Raw genomic sequence first — 15,227 nt, forward strand, 5'->3', positions numbered from 1 at the left:
GTGGATCCGGCATGCCGGCATCCCTGCGTGACGTGAGCCGGAATCAGCCGAACAGTTCGACGACGTCCGTCCGCCCGAACATCTCCGCGGCGGCACGGGCGGAGGGCGTCCCGGCGTCGGGATCCGCGCCCGCCGCGACGAGGAGCCGGACCACCTCGGTATGCCCCTTGAAGACCGCGCCTGCCAGGGGTGTCTGTCCGCGGTCGTTGGCCTGGTCGGCGTCGGCGCCCCGACCGAGGAGGTCGCGCACGATGGCCGGGTGCCCGCTGTAGGCGGCTAGCATGAGGAGGCTGTCGCCCGCGGTGTTGGTCAGGGTGAAGGGCACGCCGGCATCCAGGTACCTCACCAGGGTGGCGCTGTCGCCGGAGCGGGCGGCCTCGAACAGTGCATGGGCTAGGGCGATCGCAGCGGCTGCGCCGTCGTCGTCGTTCGTGGCTGTACCTGCCGGAACCCCGTCGTCCCCGGCGCTCATCGCGGCGCCCTCAGGAAACCGGTCGCGCGCCCGACCACCTGGCCGGCGTCCGGTGCGACGATGACCTCCTGCGCGGCGGCATAGGCCTCCTCGCCGTCCTGCACGAGGAGGTCCGCCGAGGCATCGACCGATCGCTTGAGCACGGCCAGGGCGATCGGGCCCATCTCGTAGTGGTGGCCCACGGAGGTCACCCGGCCGACCGTGCGGCCCTCGCTCAGCACGGCACTGCCGGGAGCCGGGAGCGTGTGCTGGCTGCCGTCGAGGTGGAGGAACGTCAGGCGGCGCGGCGGGTGCCCGAGGTTGTGGACACGCGCCACGGTCTCCTGGCCCTTGTAGCAGCCCTTCGCGAGGTGCACGGCCGTGCGCATGAGGTCGAGTTCGTGCGGGATCGTCTTCTCGTCCGTCTCGAAGCCCGGCCGGGGCCGCCACGCCGCGATACGCAGCGCTTCGGCCGCCAGCGACCCCGCGAGATCGAGACCCGTGGCGGCCACGACCTCCTCCAGGCGCTCGCGCGGCACCAGGTATTCGAACCAGGGCCGTTCCCGTCCGGGGTGCTCGGTGTCGGCGATGGCCGAGTAGGCATAGCCGCCGATGCCGATCGCTGGCCAGGGGTCCTCCCACACGACGACGCCGTCCCCCAGTTCGGGCAGCGCCCTGCTCGCCCCGAGGACAGCCCAGTCGTCGGTGGCGTCGCCGACCTCGACGCGGAGCATGAACTTCATGCGCTCCAGCCAGGCTGCCAGCGGTGCGGCTTCTCCGCCTTCGGTGATGAGCCAGGTGGTGGCGCCGTCGTCCACCACGTGCGCCGAGTACTCGATACGCCCCTGCACGGTCAGGAGCAGGGTCTCGGAACTCCGGCCCGGCTGGAGACCGAGGAGCAACTGGGAGGACAGCGTGTTGAGCCAGCTGAGCCGGTCCGGACCGGAGACCGTGACCACGCCCCGCTGGGAAAGGTCGACGACGGCCCGGCCGTCGGCGAGGGACCGCTGCTCGCGGAAGGGGTCACCGTAGTGGGCTGCGACGCCGGCGTCCGCACCGCCGCCGTCGACGGCGCCGGGACGGCTCAGGAGGGGGCTGGGTGTCATGACGGTATAACGCCTTCCGGGCGGGACTATTCCTGATGGGCGCCCCGAGGGCTCGCCGCAGTGCTGCTCCGGCCCTACCGGGTCCGTGCTGTCAGGAGGCTTTCTTGAGGATGGCCGAGGCGTGCGCCTCCAGGGAGTTGCCGTCCGCCGCGACATCCCATCGCCAGTAGAGGTTCCCCTCCACCAGGCCGAACAGGCGGGTGGCGGCGGTGTACTCCTTGGAGTGCTGCCCTCGCATCACGAGGTCGGTGCTGAGCTGGATCTGGGGTCCCTTGATGCTGCCGTAGTACAGCTCGGCGATACCGCCCGGATGCACAATCGTCGCCGTGATGTCGAACCCGCCGGCGTCGTTGCGGAACTGCTCCACCTCGTCGGCCGTCTTCAGGGCCGGGACGATGTCCGCGGGGCTCAGGCCGGGCCCGACGTCGGCGTCGTTCAGCTTGCGGTCGAGGGCCCAGAACCCGGTCTCCACGGACAGTGGGCGGAGCTGCGAGCCCTGCTCGTCGATGAGCCACGATTCCGCACTGTACTGGAGGTAGGGCAGGCCGTTCTGCGAGAACACGACGCGCTGCGAGAAGCGCTCCGAATCCGCGGTGCCCTCGCCGAGCATCCCCGTCCCCTCCCAGGTTCCGAGGAGCCACGACAGTGGGACCAGCTCGGGCGTCAGGTCGGTGGGCAGATCAATCGACATGGGGTCTCCGGGACGGTCGGCTACTTCTGGCCCTTGTACAGGCGCGTGATGACGAGGGCCGCGAAACCGGCCATGCCGAGACCGGCGACGACCAGCAGCGAGATGAAGAAGATTTCAAGGGCAAGAATGGACATGCTTCCATCCTAACGCCCGCTCCGCACGGGACGGGACGGGCGGATGTGCGTGCCCGCCTTCCTCAGGACAGGAAGAGTTTGTCGAGGAAATAGACCACGGAACCGATGGCGAGCACGGGGGTGACGCCCGCAGCGACGGCCGCGAGGACGTCGAGGGGCGCGTCGCGGGCCACCAGCAACCTGCGTGTGGCGGCGATGACGGCTCCGCAGGCGAGCCCCACCACGCCGGCGGCGAGCGCGGGGACATCGGTGAACAGGAGGGCGCCGAGGGGTCCCGCGAGCGCAGCGAGGACGACGGCGGCGGGCGCCACGAGCCGGTCCGGCAGGGGCAGGAGGGCGACGGCGATCGCGACGAGGATGCTGACCCCGGTCACCAGCGTCATGCCGGAGTCGGCCGCGTTGGCCGTGAGGCGGTCGGCCGCCACCCATCCGGCGCCCATCGCCACGGCGATGACGCCCGAGCTCGCACCGAGCGTGGATTCAAGGCGAAGGCTCTGGCCGGTCCCGCGGACCAGCTGGATCATGAAGACCGCACCGACCCCGAGGGCCACCGCGGCGGGGAACCAGGCCAGGAAGGACGGCCCCGGCACCGTGGCCGCGAGGATCACCGCGAGCAGGGCGCTCAGCCCGATGGCCGTGGACTGGCTCTTCCTGGCCGGGACGCGGAGCACGTACGGCCAGCCGATCGCAGCCAGGACGCAGACTGCTGCGACGGCGATCGCGAGGACCGGAAGGGCGATGTACGAGGAGGCGACGATGATGCCCGCGGCTGCGGTACCGGCCGCTGCGGCCACACTCGTCCTCTTCACCCCAGCAATACTGCCCTACCGGTCCTACCCGTGGGAAAACCGGGACGACGCGGGGCAGGAGCCCACGTGCGCCCGATCACAGGGCGGCGGCTATACTTGTCGAAATCTCTACCGCCCCGGTTCCGGATCCCTGCACCGGTGGCGCCGTTGCCCGATGATGCGCATTCCCGACCCGTGGAGGACCTATGCCGCACATCCTGATGCTCACGAACACCACCGGCTCGTCCGTCGACATCCTGCCGGCGCTCGAACTGCTCAACCACAAGGTGCACATCCTCGCGGCCGAGCCCACGGCGCTCCTGGAGACCGAGCCGTGCGACGTCGTCCTGGTCGATGCGCGCAAGGACCTGGTGGGAGCCCGCTCGCTCACCCAGCTCCTGAAGGCCACGGGCCTGAGCGCGCCCCTCGTCCTCGTCCTCACGGAGGGTGGCATGGCGGCCGTGGCTGCGAACTGGCTGGCGGACGACGTCGTCCTGGACTCGGCCGGCCCCGCGGAGGTGGAAGCGCGCCTGCGCCTCGTGATCGCGCGGTCGACGGCGGCGAGCGAGGAGACCAGCACCGAGATCCATGCGTCCGGTGTCGTGATCGACGAGGCGAGCTACACGGCGCGGGTCGGCGGCGAGCCGCTGAACCTGACGTACAAGGAGTTCGAGCTCCTGAAGTACCTGGCGCAGCACCCGGGCCGGGTGTTCACCCGGGACCAGCTCCTCCACGAGGTGTGGGGTTACGACTACTACGGGGGCACTCGCACCGTCGACGTCCACGTGCGGCGCCTGCGGGCGAAGCTGGGATCGGACCACGAGCAGCTGATCGGGACCGTCCGGAACGTCGGATACCGCTTCACGCTGACCCGGCTCCCGGAGGACCGCAGCGCGGTCAACCAGGACGCCTGAGACGGCAGGATATGCGACAAGCCCCCTCCACCGCGGGTGGAGGGGGCTTGTCGCGTATCCGGGACAGGACCGGATCGTGGTGGAGGACATACGGGTCGAACGTATCGCGGGCACCCCACTGGTGCATCCCCCTCGAGCAGTTCCCGACACTACCGCACCTGCGCCCGGTCGGCCAAAACGCGTGCAGGGAGCGGGGACTAGGCTGGGCGCATGACCGCCGCGCAGCACGCCCCCACCTGGTCCATCGACAGGATCGCCGGCGCCCCGGCGGCCCCGGTCCTCGAGGAGATACGCCGCCTCGCGGCCGCCGCCGTCGAGGCCGACGGCAATCCGCCCTTGTCCGAGCAGACCCTGGTGACCCTCCGCGCGCAGGACGCCGGGGACCGGCTGCTCGTGTTCACGGCCCGGACGCCCGGGCCGGACGACAGCGAGCTCGCCGGTGTCGCCGTCGTCCACCGCAGCACGGAGGACGGCGCGGTCCTCGAACTCGTCGTCGGGCCCGACTGCCGTGGCGAGGGCGCGGGGACCGCCCTCATCGAGGCGGTCCTCGCGGAGGGACTCGACGACCTCCGCGGCTGGTCGCACGGCAACCACTCGGCAGCAGCAGACCTCGCGGACCGCTTCGGCTTCGCACCCGTGCGGGAACTGTGGCGCATGCGCCTGACGCGTGCCGCGGTCGAGGAATCGGTCCCCACCCTGGTACTCCCCGAGGGGGTCGTACTGCGATCCTTCGTCCGAGGGCAGGACGAGGAGGCCTGGCTCGCCGCCAACGCCGCGGCGTTCGCGCATCACCCCGAGCAGGGATCGATGACCCGGGCCGACCTCGAAGCGCGGATGGCCGAGGACTGGTTCGACGCGGAGGGCTTCCTGCTCGCGGTGCGCGAGGCGGACGGCGCCCTGCTCGGCTTCCATTGGACGAAGGTGCATCCGGGCATCGGCGCGCATCCGCCCATGGGCGAGGTGTACGTGGTGGGGGTGACGCCGGAGGCCCAGGGCATGGGCCTCGGCAAGGCGCTCACGATCGCGGGCATCGAGCACCTCCACGGCAAGGGCCTGCAGGCCATCATGCTGTACGTCGACGGCGACAATGCCGCGGCCGTCGCGCTCTACCGGAAACTCGGTTTCACGCGCTGGGACGTGGACGTCATGTACGCGGGGAAGACGCCGCAACCCACCTTGTAAGGTTATTTTCGAGGCGTGCCCCGGCCGGTCAGGACGGGGCACCAGCCGCACCACGCCCGCCCACGCTGCAGGAGACGCAATGGATTCAGAGATCAAACGCCGGGGAGCGTCGCTGTACGGGTCTTCCGAGACGGCTCCGGCCCGGGCAACACAGGACCGGATCGACATCCCGGACTTCGCCCCCAGCCTCCTGCCGTCGGGCGACATCCGCCCGGACCGCTTCCTGGACCGCGAGATCAGCTGGCTCGACTTCAACGCGCGTGTCCTCGAACTCGCGGAGGATCCCGAACTCTTCCTCCTCGAGCGCGTCAACTTCCTGTCCATCTTCGCGTCCAACCTGGACGAGTTCTTCATGGTGCGCGTCGCCGGCCTGAAACGGCGCATCGCGACGGGCCTCGCGGTGCCGTCGGCCGCCGGGCTCAGCCCGATCGAGCAGCTCGAGAAGATCATGCAGGACGGCTACCAGCTGCAGCAGCGCCACGCGGCCGTCTTCGCCGAGCAGATCCGGCCGGCCCTCGCCCAGGAGCAGATCCACCTCACCACGTGGGGCGAGCTCGACGACGCCGCGCGGGCCGAGCTCCACAAGATCTTCGCCGAGAAGGTCTTCCCGATCCTCACTCCGCTCGCCGTGGACCCTGCGCACCCCTTCCCGTACATCTCCGGCCTCTCCCTGAACCTCGCCGTGGTGGTACGCAACCCCATCAGCGAGAAGGAGCTCTTCGCGCGTGTGAAGGTGCCCGACCAGCTGCCGCGCCTGATGTCGGTCGACGGCCCCCGCGCCGGCAATGTCGCCGGCCGGATCGCGCGCTTCATCCCGCTCGAGGAAGTCATCGCCGTCCACCTGGATCAGCTCTTCCCGGGTATGGAGGTCCTGGAGCACCACCTGTTCCGTGTCACCCGGAACGAGGACCTCGAGGTGGAGGAGGACGACGCCGAGAACCTCCTGCAGGCCCTCGAGAAGGAGCTACTGCGCCGCCGCTTCGGGCCTCCCGTGCGCCTGGAGGTGACCACGGACATCAACCCGAGCATCAGGGCGCTCCTGTCCCGTGAGCTCGGCGTGGAGGAGGACGAGGTCTACAACCTCCCCGCTCCCCTGGACCTGCGCGGGCTCAGCGTGATCGCCGGGATCGACCGCGGGGACCTCCACTACCCCAAGCACGTCCCGCACACGAGCCGCTACCTGAACGAGAGCGAGACGTCGAAGGCGGCGAACGTGTTCGCCGCGATGCGCCGCCGGGACATCCTGCTGCACCACCCGTACGACTCGTTCTCGACCTCGGTGCAGGCCTTCCTGGAGCAGGCGGCCGCCGACCCGAAGGTGCAGGCGATCAAGCAGACCCTGTACCGCACGTCGGGCGACTCCCCCATCGTCGACGCCCTGATCGACGCCGCGGAGGCGGGCAAGCAGGTCCTGGCGCTCGTGGAGATCAAGGCCCGCTTCGACGAGCAGGCCAACATCTCCTGGGCGCGGAAGCTCGAGCAGGCCGGCGTGCACGTGGTCTACGGGATCGTGGGCCTCAAGACGCACTGCAAGCTCTCGCTCGTGGTGCGGCAGGAGATCGACGGGCTGCGGCGCTACTGCCACATCGGCACGGGAAACTACCATCCCCGCACGGCGCGCTACTACGAGGACCTCGGGCTCCTCACGGCCAACGACCAGGTGGGACAGGACCTGTCGCGCCTGTTCAACCAGCTCTCGGGCTACGCCCCGAAGTCCACGTTCAAGCGCCTCCTGGTGGCTCCGCGTTCGGTCCGCTCGGGGCTGATCGACCGCATCGAGCGGGAGATCGCGAACAAGCAGGCGGGTCTCGCGGCGCGCGTGGTCATCAAGGTCAACTCGATGGTGGACGAGGCGATCATCGACTCCCTGTACCGGGCGTCGCAGGCAGGCGTGACGGTGGACGTGATCGTGCGCGGCATCTGCTCGGTGCGTCCCGGTGTCCCGGGCCTCAGCGAGAACGTGACCGTGCGTTCCGTGCTCGGCCGCTTCCTGGAGCACTCGCGCGTGTTCGCCTTCGCGAACGGCGGCGAACCGGCGGTCTTCATCGGATCCGCGGACATGATGCACCGCAACCTGGACCGTCGCGTCGAGGCCCTCGTGCAGCTCAATGCGCCCGAGGACATCTCCTACCTGATGAACCTCATGGACCGCTACATGAACCCGGCCGTCTCCAGCTGGCACCTCGACGAGACCGGCTGCTGGACGCGCCACCACAAGGACGACGACGGCGCGCCCCTCGAGGACATCCAGTCCTGGCTGCTCGCGTCGCGGGCACGCCAGCGGGCGGTGTCACGCCGCTGATGGCCGCGACCACGAAGAACGCCACCGCCGTCGTGACCCAGGGCGGCAGCGCGACGGTCGTCGCGGCCGGGACGCTCTGCTGGCGCATCGAGAAAGGCCGGCTCCAGGTCCTGATCATCCACCGTCCCCGGTACAAGGACTGGTCCTGGCCGAAGGGCAAGCTCGATCCGGGCGAGACGACGCCCGAGTGTGCCGTGCGGGAGACCTTCGAGGAGGTGGGCCTGAGCGTGAAGCTCGGCATCCCGCTGGCGACGATCACCTACCCGGTGTCCTCCGGCGACAAGGTGGTGCACTACTGGGCCGCGAAGACCGAACGGCTGAGCCCTGAGCCGGACGGCAAGGAGGTGGACCGCGTCCAGTGGGTATCGCCCGAGGAGGCACGCGACATGCTGACCAGCGCCTCGGACATCGAGCCCCTCGAGTCCCTCATCGCCGCCCATGCGGCGAAGGACCTGCAGACGTGGCCCCTCATCGTGGTGCGGCATGCCAAGGCCAAACCTCGGTCCTCGTGGAGCAGGGCCGAGGGCGAGCGACCCCTCGCCGCCACGGGCCGGCGCCAGGCGATCGCGGTCAGCCGCCTCCTGCAGGCCTGGAACCCCGAACGCGTGGTCAGCAGTCCCTGGGTGCGCTGCGTCCAGACCATCTCCCCCTACGTGAACCAGCGCAGCGCGAAGCTCAAGCTCGTCGACGCCCTCACCGAGCACGACGCCGCCCGGAAGCCGGGGCGCGCCCGGAACGCCGTGGAACGCGTGTTCGACAAGCGCCGCCCCGTCGCCCTGTGCACGCACCGTCCCGTGCTCCCTCTGGTGTTCTCGGTCCTGGGCAACCACATGACGAGCAGGCTGCGAGCACTGCTCCCCGTCGAGGACCCGTACCTGGCACCCGGCGAAGCGGTGATCTGCCAGGTCAGCACCCTCAACCAGGGTCGCATCGTCTCCGTGGAGCAGTTCCGCGCCTACGACGACTGATCGGTGCCCGAGCGGACAGGGCCTCCACGGACGTCCCCTGCCCCTCGCACCGTCCTCGGGACCGGAGGACGACCGGAGGACGACCGGTCGGCGTCGATTCACCACGTCCGGCGCCGCCGTTCATGCCGCGTTCACCCCCCGGGTCTACCGTGAGGTGCTCCTGCAGGATCCAGCACCGAGGACGGGACGGACATGGCTGATGTGAAGGGGCTCATACGGGGGCTCGCACCGCACGAGATCGATCAGATCCACAGGATCGGGCCTGCCGGGCGCCTGACTCCGAAGCTCCTGCACGCCATCGACCGGGCCGCCGGCGGTCCGGGTGAGGGCCGCGGCTACTACGTGTACGGCAGCTCCGCGGGCACGGATCGACCCCGACCGTTCGTGCTGCGCGAGGACGTGTGCGCCGAACTGTTCGGCGTCCGCCACTAGGCACGACCTGCGGCGTACGACCCTCCGGTGGTCCTGCGGGACGTGCATCCCCCGGGAGAGGATAGCGGGATGACGTCCCCCCACGAGCCGCTGGATACAGGAGCCGCACCAGGCGGACCGACGGCCGGCGTCCTGCTCCGGCTGCAGGTCGGCCCGGGGAGCCACGGCCCGGGGCGCCACGGTCCGGGATCCGGGCTCCCTCCGGTCGACGTCATGGCGGGCCTCCTCGACGACACCGAACGTGCACGCGCTGCGCGAGTGGTCGACACGGATGTCTCCGGGCCCTTCGTCGCCGGACGGTACCTGCTGCGCGCTCTGGCCGCCGAGCTGCTCGGCGTGGAGGCCCGCCGTCTCACCTCGAGCTTCACCTGCCCCCGGTGCACCCCGGCGGGCGGGTCCGATCACGGCCGGCCGGGGTACCTGCTCGACGGCGAACGCCTGCCCGTGGCGCTCAGCCTGTCCCGCGCCGGTCAGGTGATCCTGCTCGCGGGCCTGGACCTGCGTGGCTCCGTCCGCGACCCGAGTGCCGGCATCGGCGTGGACCTGGAGCGGGTGGCGGATGTGGGGTTCGACGGGTTCGACGACGTCGCCCTCACGCCTGCGGAACGGTGCTCCCTCCGGGGGTTGTCCGTGCCGCGCCGGGCTGCGGCACGGGCTCGCCTGTGGTCGCGGAAGGAAGCCCTGGTCAAAGCCCTGGGAACGGGGTTCGCCGACCGGGCTCCTGACGAGGTGGACGTGCTGATGGACGACAGGATCACCGACGTCCTGGAGGTCGGCGGGGTGCTGCTCGGAACCCTGGGCCTCGCGGCCGCCGTCGCCGTTCTTCCCCTCCCTACCGGTTAATCCCCTCCCTACCGGGTGGTCCCCGCACGCGCCGGGCAGCACCGGGTCCGGCCCGCAGGCGTCACAGGGCGGGGAGGTCCTCGGCGAACAGCCAGGGTGCCAGCAGCGCTCCGACGTCGATGCCCTGCAGGGTGCAGGTGGCGAAGGCGAGGAAGTCCGGCGTGGTCACGGACCCGAACCGGTACTCCTCCGACCACGCGCGCAGGAGTCCGAAGAACGCGTCGTCACCGGCGGCCCTCCTCAGCGCGTGCAATGCCAGCGCGCCTCGCTTGTACACGCGGTCGTCGAACATGTCGGAGGCACCCGGATCACCGATGGTGAGGTCCTGCGGTTCCCGGGTGAGGCGCTGGTGCGTGGACAGCGCGCGGGCGTCCGCCGTCGTCGATCCGCCGGCCTCGGACCACAGCCACTCGGCATAGCAGGCGAAGCCCTCGTGCAGCCAGATGTCCTGCCACCGGGCGGCCGTGACGGCGTTGCCGAACCACTGGTGCGCCAGTTCGTGGGCCATTAGCCGCTGCGCCTCCCAGTCCTGGTCGAGGTGGTTGCGGCCGATGATGGAGAGCGTCTGCGCCTCGAGGGGGATCTCCAGCTCGTCGTCCGCGACGACCACGAGGTACTGGGAGAAGGGGTACGGCCCGAAGTGCCGCTCGAAGGCCGTCATCATCTCATGATGGCGGGCCAGCGAGGCCCTGGCGGCGGGCACGAGCGACGGCGGGACGGCGGCGTACTGCGGCACCGGCTGTGCAGGATCGCGCGGCACTGCGTGTGCGGGAAGCCCGACGGCGGGCCGTGCCGGGTCGTTCAGCGCCACGAGCTCGTAGCGCCCGATCTGGACGGTCGCGAGGTAGGTGGCCATCGGCTCCGCCTGCTCGTAGACCCACGTGGTCCGACTGGACTTGGCGATCCGCGAGACGAGCACACCGTTGCAGACGGCGCGGTAGCCGGCGTCGGTGGTCACCGTGAACCGGTAGCGGGCCTTCCGGGACGGGTGGTCGTTGCACGGGAACCAGGACGGCGCTCCGGTGGGCTGCCCGGCCACGAGGACGCCGTCGGTCAGTTCCTCCCACCCGACCTCGCCCCAGGTACCGGAGATCGGCTCGGGGTTGCCTTCGTAGCGGATGTCGAGCCTGAACTCGGCGTCGTCGGGCACCGGGTCTCGGAACCCGATCACGAGCTTGCCGGCGCGATCCTTGAAGGAGCGCACCCGCACGGTGTCGGACGTGACCTTCGTGGTGCGCAGTCCACTGAGGTCCAGCTCGAGCTCCCGCAACTCGTGCTGGGCGGTCATCGTCAGGACGGCACGGCCGGACAACCGGTTGCTGGCGAGCCTGTAATCGAGGGTCAGGTCGTAGTGCCCCACCCGGTAGGAGGTGCTGCCGTTGGCCGGCGTGTACGGGTCCGGTGAGCAGGCCTCTGCGTCACCGCTCACGCACCGTCCCCCGGACCCGACCACGAGCTGACGGGATTACCCATCCAGTAGCTCCCCGCGGGGACGGTCTCGCCGCGCATCACGAGCGACGCGGGGCCGACCGTGCCGCCCGCGGCGATGTCCGCAGCGGGAAGGATCACACTGTGCGGGCCGAGGGTCGCGCCTGCGGCGAGCTCGACGGTGTCCATGCTCATGATCCTGTCATGGAAGAGATGCGTCTGCACGACGCAGCCACGGTTGACCGTCGAACCGTCGCCGAGCGTCACGAGGTCCGCCTCCGGCAGCCAGTAGCTCTCGCACCAGACACCGCGTCCGATCCGCGCGCCGAGCGCCCGCAACCACCAGACCAGCGCCGGGGTACCGCTGGCGGCACGGGCGAACCATGGCGCGCTCACGCTCTCGACGAAGGTGTCCACGACCTCGTTGCGCCAGATGAAGGAACTCCACAGGGGATGCTCGGCCGCCTGGATCCGCCCGACCAGCAGCCACTTCGCGGCGACGGCGCTGCCGGCCGCGACGGCGCCGAGCATCATGAAGACCACGCCGCTCAGCAACGCCGCCACCGGATACCCGCCCCGGAGGGCGAGTGCGTCGAAGATGACGAGCGCGCCCGCGGCGATCATCACGGTGAGGATGACCGGCACCACGCGGCACAGTTCCCAGAAGGCCCGGGCAGCCCTGAGCCTCCGCGGGGGCTGGAAGGTGCGGCTCTGATCGCCCGTCACGGCGAGCCGGCGCAGGCGCGACGGCGGACTGCCCAGCCAGGAACTGCCGGCCTTGGCCTTTGCGGGCGTGGCCGAGAGCACGGCGACGAGCGAGTTCTTGGGCACCCGCCGCCCCGCGGACGTCATGCCCGAGTTGCCGAGGAACGCGCGCCGCCCGATCTTCGCAGGAGCGATCCTGAGGTAGCCGCCACCGAGTTCGTACGAGGCCACCATCGTGTCGTCCGCGAGGAAGGCACCCTCGTTGATCGTGGTCATCCTGGGGATCAGCAGCACGGTGGAGGCCTCGACGTTCCGACCCACACGTGCCCCGAGCAGCCGGAGCCACACCGGGGTGAAGAGGCTGGCGTAGAGGGGGAAGAGGAGATCCCGCGCCAGGTCGAGCGTGCGCTCGGTGGCCCAGATCTGCCACCCGATCCGGCTGCGCGCCGGGTAGAAACCCTCCCGCAGGCCGATTCCGAGCAACCGGACGGTTCCGAGCACGAGGACGGCGTTCCCGATGAGCCAGAGGACCGCCGCGAGGACCACGGACCCCACGAGGGACAACCAGACCGCCGAGAGCGACGGCGCTCCCCGCAGGGCGGCCACGACCGGGAGGGCGGCGATGACGGCGGCGACATACGGGATGAGGGCGAGGCCTCCGGATGCCGCGGCGAACACGAGGAACGACAGGCCTGTCCGCAGCCGAGACCGCGGCGGCGGAGCGTCCGGCCACCCGTGCTTCGCCCTGCCCGCCCGCGTCGCGGGCGAGCCGGAGACGAACTGTCCGGGCCCGACGGCGCCCTGGACGGCGGAACCGGGCGCCACCTCGGCGCCGGCGCCGATCCTCGCGCCCGGCATCAGGGTGCTGCGCGCACCCACCACGGCCCCGGCCCCGACGGAGACGGCCCCGATGTGGACGCGGTCGCCGTCGATCCACCAGCCCGAGAGATCGACCTCGGGTTCCACCGATGCGCCGGCGCCGAGGGTCAGGAACCCTGTGACCGGCGGGACGGAGTGGAGGCTGACGTCCGGGCCGATCCGCGCTCCGAGGGCCCGCGCGTACACCGGCACCCAGGGTGCGCTCGCGAGGCCGACCGCGCCCACGCTGTCCGAGATCTGCTCGGCCAGCCAGAGCCGGAGGTGGACCTTGCCGGAGCGCGGGTACACCCCGGGCTGAACGCCGCCGAGGAGGATACGGGCGGCCGCCGCGGACAGCGCCATGCGGCCGAGGGGACTGACGAAGACGAGCCAGGACAGTCCCACCCACCACCAGGACAGGGTGGGAGCCGCCGTCAGGAGGCCCGTGCCCCCGAGCACGTTGGCCGCGATCATCGCGTAGGTCAGCCAGCGCATCCCGGCGAGGAATTGCAGGGGGATGCCCATGACGGTCTGGAAGACCTGCGACCTGGTCGTGGTGCGCCGCACGGTCCGCGGTGGTGCGGGAGACCGCTCGCCGCCGTCGCCCGTCCCCGCGGCGAAGGCGGCGAGCGCGCCGAGCCGTGGGTGGGCGTAGACGTCCGCCACAGTGACGACCGGGTACCTCGAGCGGACGAGCGACACGAGCCGCGCAGCCGCGAGGGACCCACCGCCGTGCAGGAAGAAGTCGGCGTCCTCGTCCGCCGGCACCGAGCCGAGGACTGCCGCCCACTGGTCGGCTATCCACTGCACGCGCGGGTCGAGACCCCGCGGATCCCCGGGTTCCCCGACACCGGGGAGGGGCCACGGCAGGGCGTTCCGGTCCACCTTGCCGCTCGTCTTGGTCGGCAGCGAGCCGGCGAGGGTCAGCAGCGGTACCAGCGCCGCGGGAAGGCGCTCCGCGAGGAGGTCCCGCAGCTCAGGGAGATCGGGCTCGGGCCCGGCCGCCACCAGATAGCCGACCAGCAGCTGGTTGCCCGATGGCGTCGACTGCACCGCGGCGGCGGCCGCGGAGATCCCGGGGAGGGACTGGAGCGCAGCGTCCACCTCCCCGAGCTCGATGCGTCGGCCCCCAAGCTTGACCTGGTCGTCCGCGCGCCCCACGAAGACGAGCCCGGCGGCCTGCAGCCGGACGAGGTCTCCGGAGCGGTAGGCGCGATCCCAGCCGAGCGTGGGCATCGGCGCGTACTTCTCGGCGTCCTTCCCGGGGTCCAGGTAACGGGCCAGGCCCACTCCCCCGATGATGAGCTCGCCCGTGCCGTCCTCCCGCACCGGCACGCCGGACTCGTCCACGACGGCGAGGTCCCAGCCGTCCAATGGCAGGCCGATGCGCACCGGCCCGTCCCCGCCCAGGCGTGCTGCACACGCGACGACGGTCGCCTCGGTGGGTCCGTAGGTGTTCCACACCTCACGGTCGTGCACGGCGAGGCGCTGCGCGAGTTCCGGCGGGCAGGCCTCGCCGCCGAAGATCAGGAGCCGCACGTTCTCGAGGGATTCCGCGGGCCACAGGGCGGCGAGCGTGGGCACCGTGGACACGACGGTGATGCCGCGCGCTATCAGCCAGGGACCGAGGTCGACGCCGGTCCGGACGAGCGCTCGGGGCGCGGGCACGAGGCAGGCGCCGTGCCGCCACGCCAGCCACATCTCCTCGCACGAGGCATCGAAGGCCACGGACAGGCCCGCGAGCACACGGTCCGCGGGACCGATCGGTTCGCGCTGCAGGAAGAGGCGTGCTTCCGCGTCGACGAAGGCGGCCGCCGAGCGGTGCGTGACAGCCACGCCCTTCGGCGTCCCCGTGGAGCCGGACGTGAAGATGATCCAGGCGTCGTCGTCCGGCGTCGGAGCCCCCGTCCCCGCCGGGCGCCCGCCGGTCGCCGCTCCTCGCCCGACCGGCCCTCCGGTCAGGGACAGCCCCTGCCCGACGACGACGACGGCACGTGACTCCGCGAAGACCACGCGGGCGCGCTCGTCGGGGTCGTCGGCGTCGACCGGCACATAGGCCGCACCCGCGACGAGGATGCCGAGGATCGCGATGTAGAGCTCGTTGGTCCCCGACGGGATGCGCACCCCCACGGTGTCGCCCCGCTTCACCCCGGCGTCGTGCAGCGTCGCCGCGAATCCTTCCGCGGCACCGACGAGCTCCGCATAGCCGAGATCCGAGGTCCCGTCGTCGAGCGCCGACGCATCGGGGTGCTGTGCGGCCGTCGAACGCAGGATGTCGAGGAGGGTACGGGGTGCCGGCGCGAGCGCCGACGCCGCGAACTGTGCGGGGTAGGGCGCGGCGGTGGCCCCGGGCGGGGGTATGGTCACGGGTGGAGTCTTCCGTCGGAAGGTGAACGGAAGGTGTCGTGCATGGGGCCCCTCCATT

At 71.1% G+C, this 15,227-nt stretch carries 12 protein-coding genes; 6 read left to right on the top strand and 6 right to left on the bottom strand.

All coding sequences use genetic code 11. The annotated features are described in order from the left end of the window. Positions 1-43: 43 nt before the first annotated feature. From ACX80U_RS01725 to ACX80U_RS01740, 4 genes are all read right to left on the bottom strand, one after another. A complete protein-coding gene (locus tag ACX80U_RS01725; protein WP_133082386.1) occupies positions 44-472 on the bottom strand; it encodes an ankyrin repeat domain-containing protein in 429 nt (142 codons plus the stop codon). Next, the gene (gene ygfZ, locus ACX80U_RS01730) at positions 469-1,557 is read right to left on the bottom strand and encodes a CAF17-like 4Fe-4S cluster assembly/insertion protein YgfZ (protein WP_459267188.1); all 1,089 of its coding nucleotides are present in this window, start codon (positions 1,555-1,557) and stop codon (positions 469-471) included. The genes ACX80U_RS01725 and ygfZ overlap by 4 nt, the downstream gene beginning before the upstream one ends. A 91-nt stretch (positions 1,558-1,648) precedes the next feature. Further along, complete coding sequence (locus ACX80U_RS01735; protein WP_087076961.1) at positions 1,649-2,248, bottom strand: heme-binding beta-barrel domain-containing protein; 600 nt, start codon at positions 2,246-2,248, stop codon at positions 1,649-1,651. 196 nt (positions 2,249-2,444) lie between these two features. Continuing rightward, a complete protein-coding gene (locus tag ACX80U_RS01740; protein WP_459267189.1) occupies positions 2,445-3,191 on the bottom strand; it encodes a hypothetical protein in 747 nt (248 codons plus the stop codon). A 185-nt stretch (positions 3,192-3,376) separates the two neighbouring features. Between ACX80U_RS01740 and ACX80U_RS01745 the strand changes: the two genes are divergently transcribed. The 6 genes from ACX80U_RS01745 (at position 3,377) to ACX80U_RS01770 (ending at position 9,811) form a co-directional block, all read left to right on the top strand. Continuing rightward, positions 3,377-4,084: a winged helix-turn-helix transcriptional regulator gene (locus ACX80U_RS01745; RefSeq protein WP_133082384.1), complete on the top strand. Its 708-nt coding sequence runs from the start codon at positions 3,377-3,379 to the stop codon at positions 4,082-4,084. Between the two features lie 210 nt (positions 4,085-4,294). After that, entirely contained in the window at positions 4,295-5,266 is a 972-nt protein-coding gene (gene mshD / locus ACX80U_RS01750) for a mycothiol synthase (RefSeq protein WP_133082383.1), read from the top strand. A 79-nt stretch (positions 5,267-5,345) separates the two neighbouring features. Then, complete coding sequence (locus tag ACX80U_RS01755; RefSeq protein ID WP_208739754.1) at positions 5,346-7,568, top strand: RNA degradosome polyphosphate kinase; 2,223 nt, start codon at positions 5,346-5,348, stop codon at positions 7,566-7,568. Continuing rightward, a complete protein-coding gene (locus ACX80U_RS01760; RefSeq protein WP_459267190.1) occupies positions 7,568-8,536 on the top strand; it encodes an NUDIX hydrolase in 969 nt (322 codons plus the stop codon). The genes ACX80U_RS01755 and ACX80U_RS01760 overlap by 1 nt, the downstream gene beginning before the upstream one ends. Positions 8,537-8,728: 192 nt before the next feature. After that, the gene (locus tag ACX80U_RS01765; protein WP_133082380.1) at positions 8,729-8,968 is read left to right on the top strand and encodes a hypothetical protein; all 240 of its coding nucleotides are present in this window, start codon (positions 8,729-8,731) and stop codon (positions 8,966-8,968) included. Between the two features lie 69 nt (positions 8,969-9,037). Next, positions 9,038-9,811, top strand: a complete 774-nt coding sequence (locus tag ACX80U_RS01770) for a 4'-phosphopantetheinyl transferase family protein (protein WP_459267191.1) — start codon at positions 9,038-9,040, stop codon at positions 9,809-9,811. Between the two features lie 61 nt (positions 9,812-9,872). On the opposite strand, the gene ACX80U_RS01775 is transcribed toward ACX80U_RS01770, so the two are convergent. Continuing rightward, positions 9,873-11,240 (bottom strand): M1 family metallopeptidase, encoded by a 1,368-nt coding sequence (locus ACX80U_RS01775; RefSeq protein ID WP_459267192.1) that lies wholly within the window; start codon positions 11,238-11,240, stop codon positions 9,873-9,875. Further along, a complete protein-coding gene (locus tag ACX80U_RS01780) occupies positions 11,237-15,226 on the bottom strand; it encodes a Pls/PosA family non-ribosomal peptide synthetase (RefSeq protein WP_459267193.1) in 3,990 nt (1,329 codons plus the stop codon). Before ACX80U_RS01780 ends, ACX80U_RS01775 begins: the two co-directional genes overlap by 4 nt. Position 15,227: the final 1 nt, after the last annotated feature.

The sequence above is a fragment of the Arthrobacter sp. TmT3-37 genome, assembly GCF_054510835.1.

Coding starts and splice junctions, on each gene's coding strand:
- ACX80U_RS01725 (WP_133082386.1), bottom strand. CDS start 472: ATGAGCGCCGGGGACGACGGGGTTCCGGCAGGTACAGCCACGAACGAC.
- ygfZ (WP_459267188.1), bottom strand. CDS start 1,557: ATGACACCCAGCCCCCTCCTGAGCCGTCCCGGCGCCGTCGACGGCGGC.
- ACX80U_RS01735 (WP_087076961.1), bottom strand. CDS start 2,248: ATGTCGATTGATCTGCCCACCGACCTGACGCCCGAGCTGGTCCCACTG.
- ACX80U_RS01745 (WP_133082384.1), top strand. CDS start 3,377: ATGCCGCACATCCTGATGCTCACGAACACCACCGGCTCGTCCGTCGAC.
- mshD (WP_133082383.1), top strand. CDS start 4,295: ATGACCGCCGCGCAGCACGCCCCCACCTGGTCCATCGACAGGATCGCC.
- ACX80U_RS01755 (WP_208739754.1), top strand. CDS start 5,346: ATGGATTCAGAGATCAAACGCCGGGGAGCGTCGCTGTACGGGTCTTCC.
- ACX80U_RS01760 (WP_459267190.1), top strand. CDS start 7,568: ATGGCCGCGACCACGAAGAACGCCACCGCCGTCGTGACCCAGGGCGGC.
- ACX80U_RS01765 (WP_133082380.1), top strand. CDS start 8,729: ATGGCTGATGTGAAGGGGCTCATACGGGGGCTCGCACCGCACGAGATC.
- ACX80U_RS01770 (WP_459267191.1), top strand. CDS start 9,038: ATGACGTCCCCCCACGAGCCGCTGGATACAGGAGCCGCACCAGGCGGA.
- ACX80U_RS01780 (WP_459267193.1), bottom strand. CDS start 15,226: ATGGAGGGGCCCCATGCACGACACCTTCCGTTCACCTTCCGACGGAAG.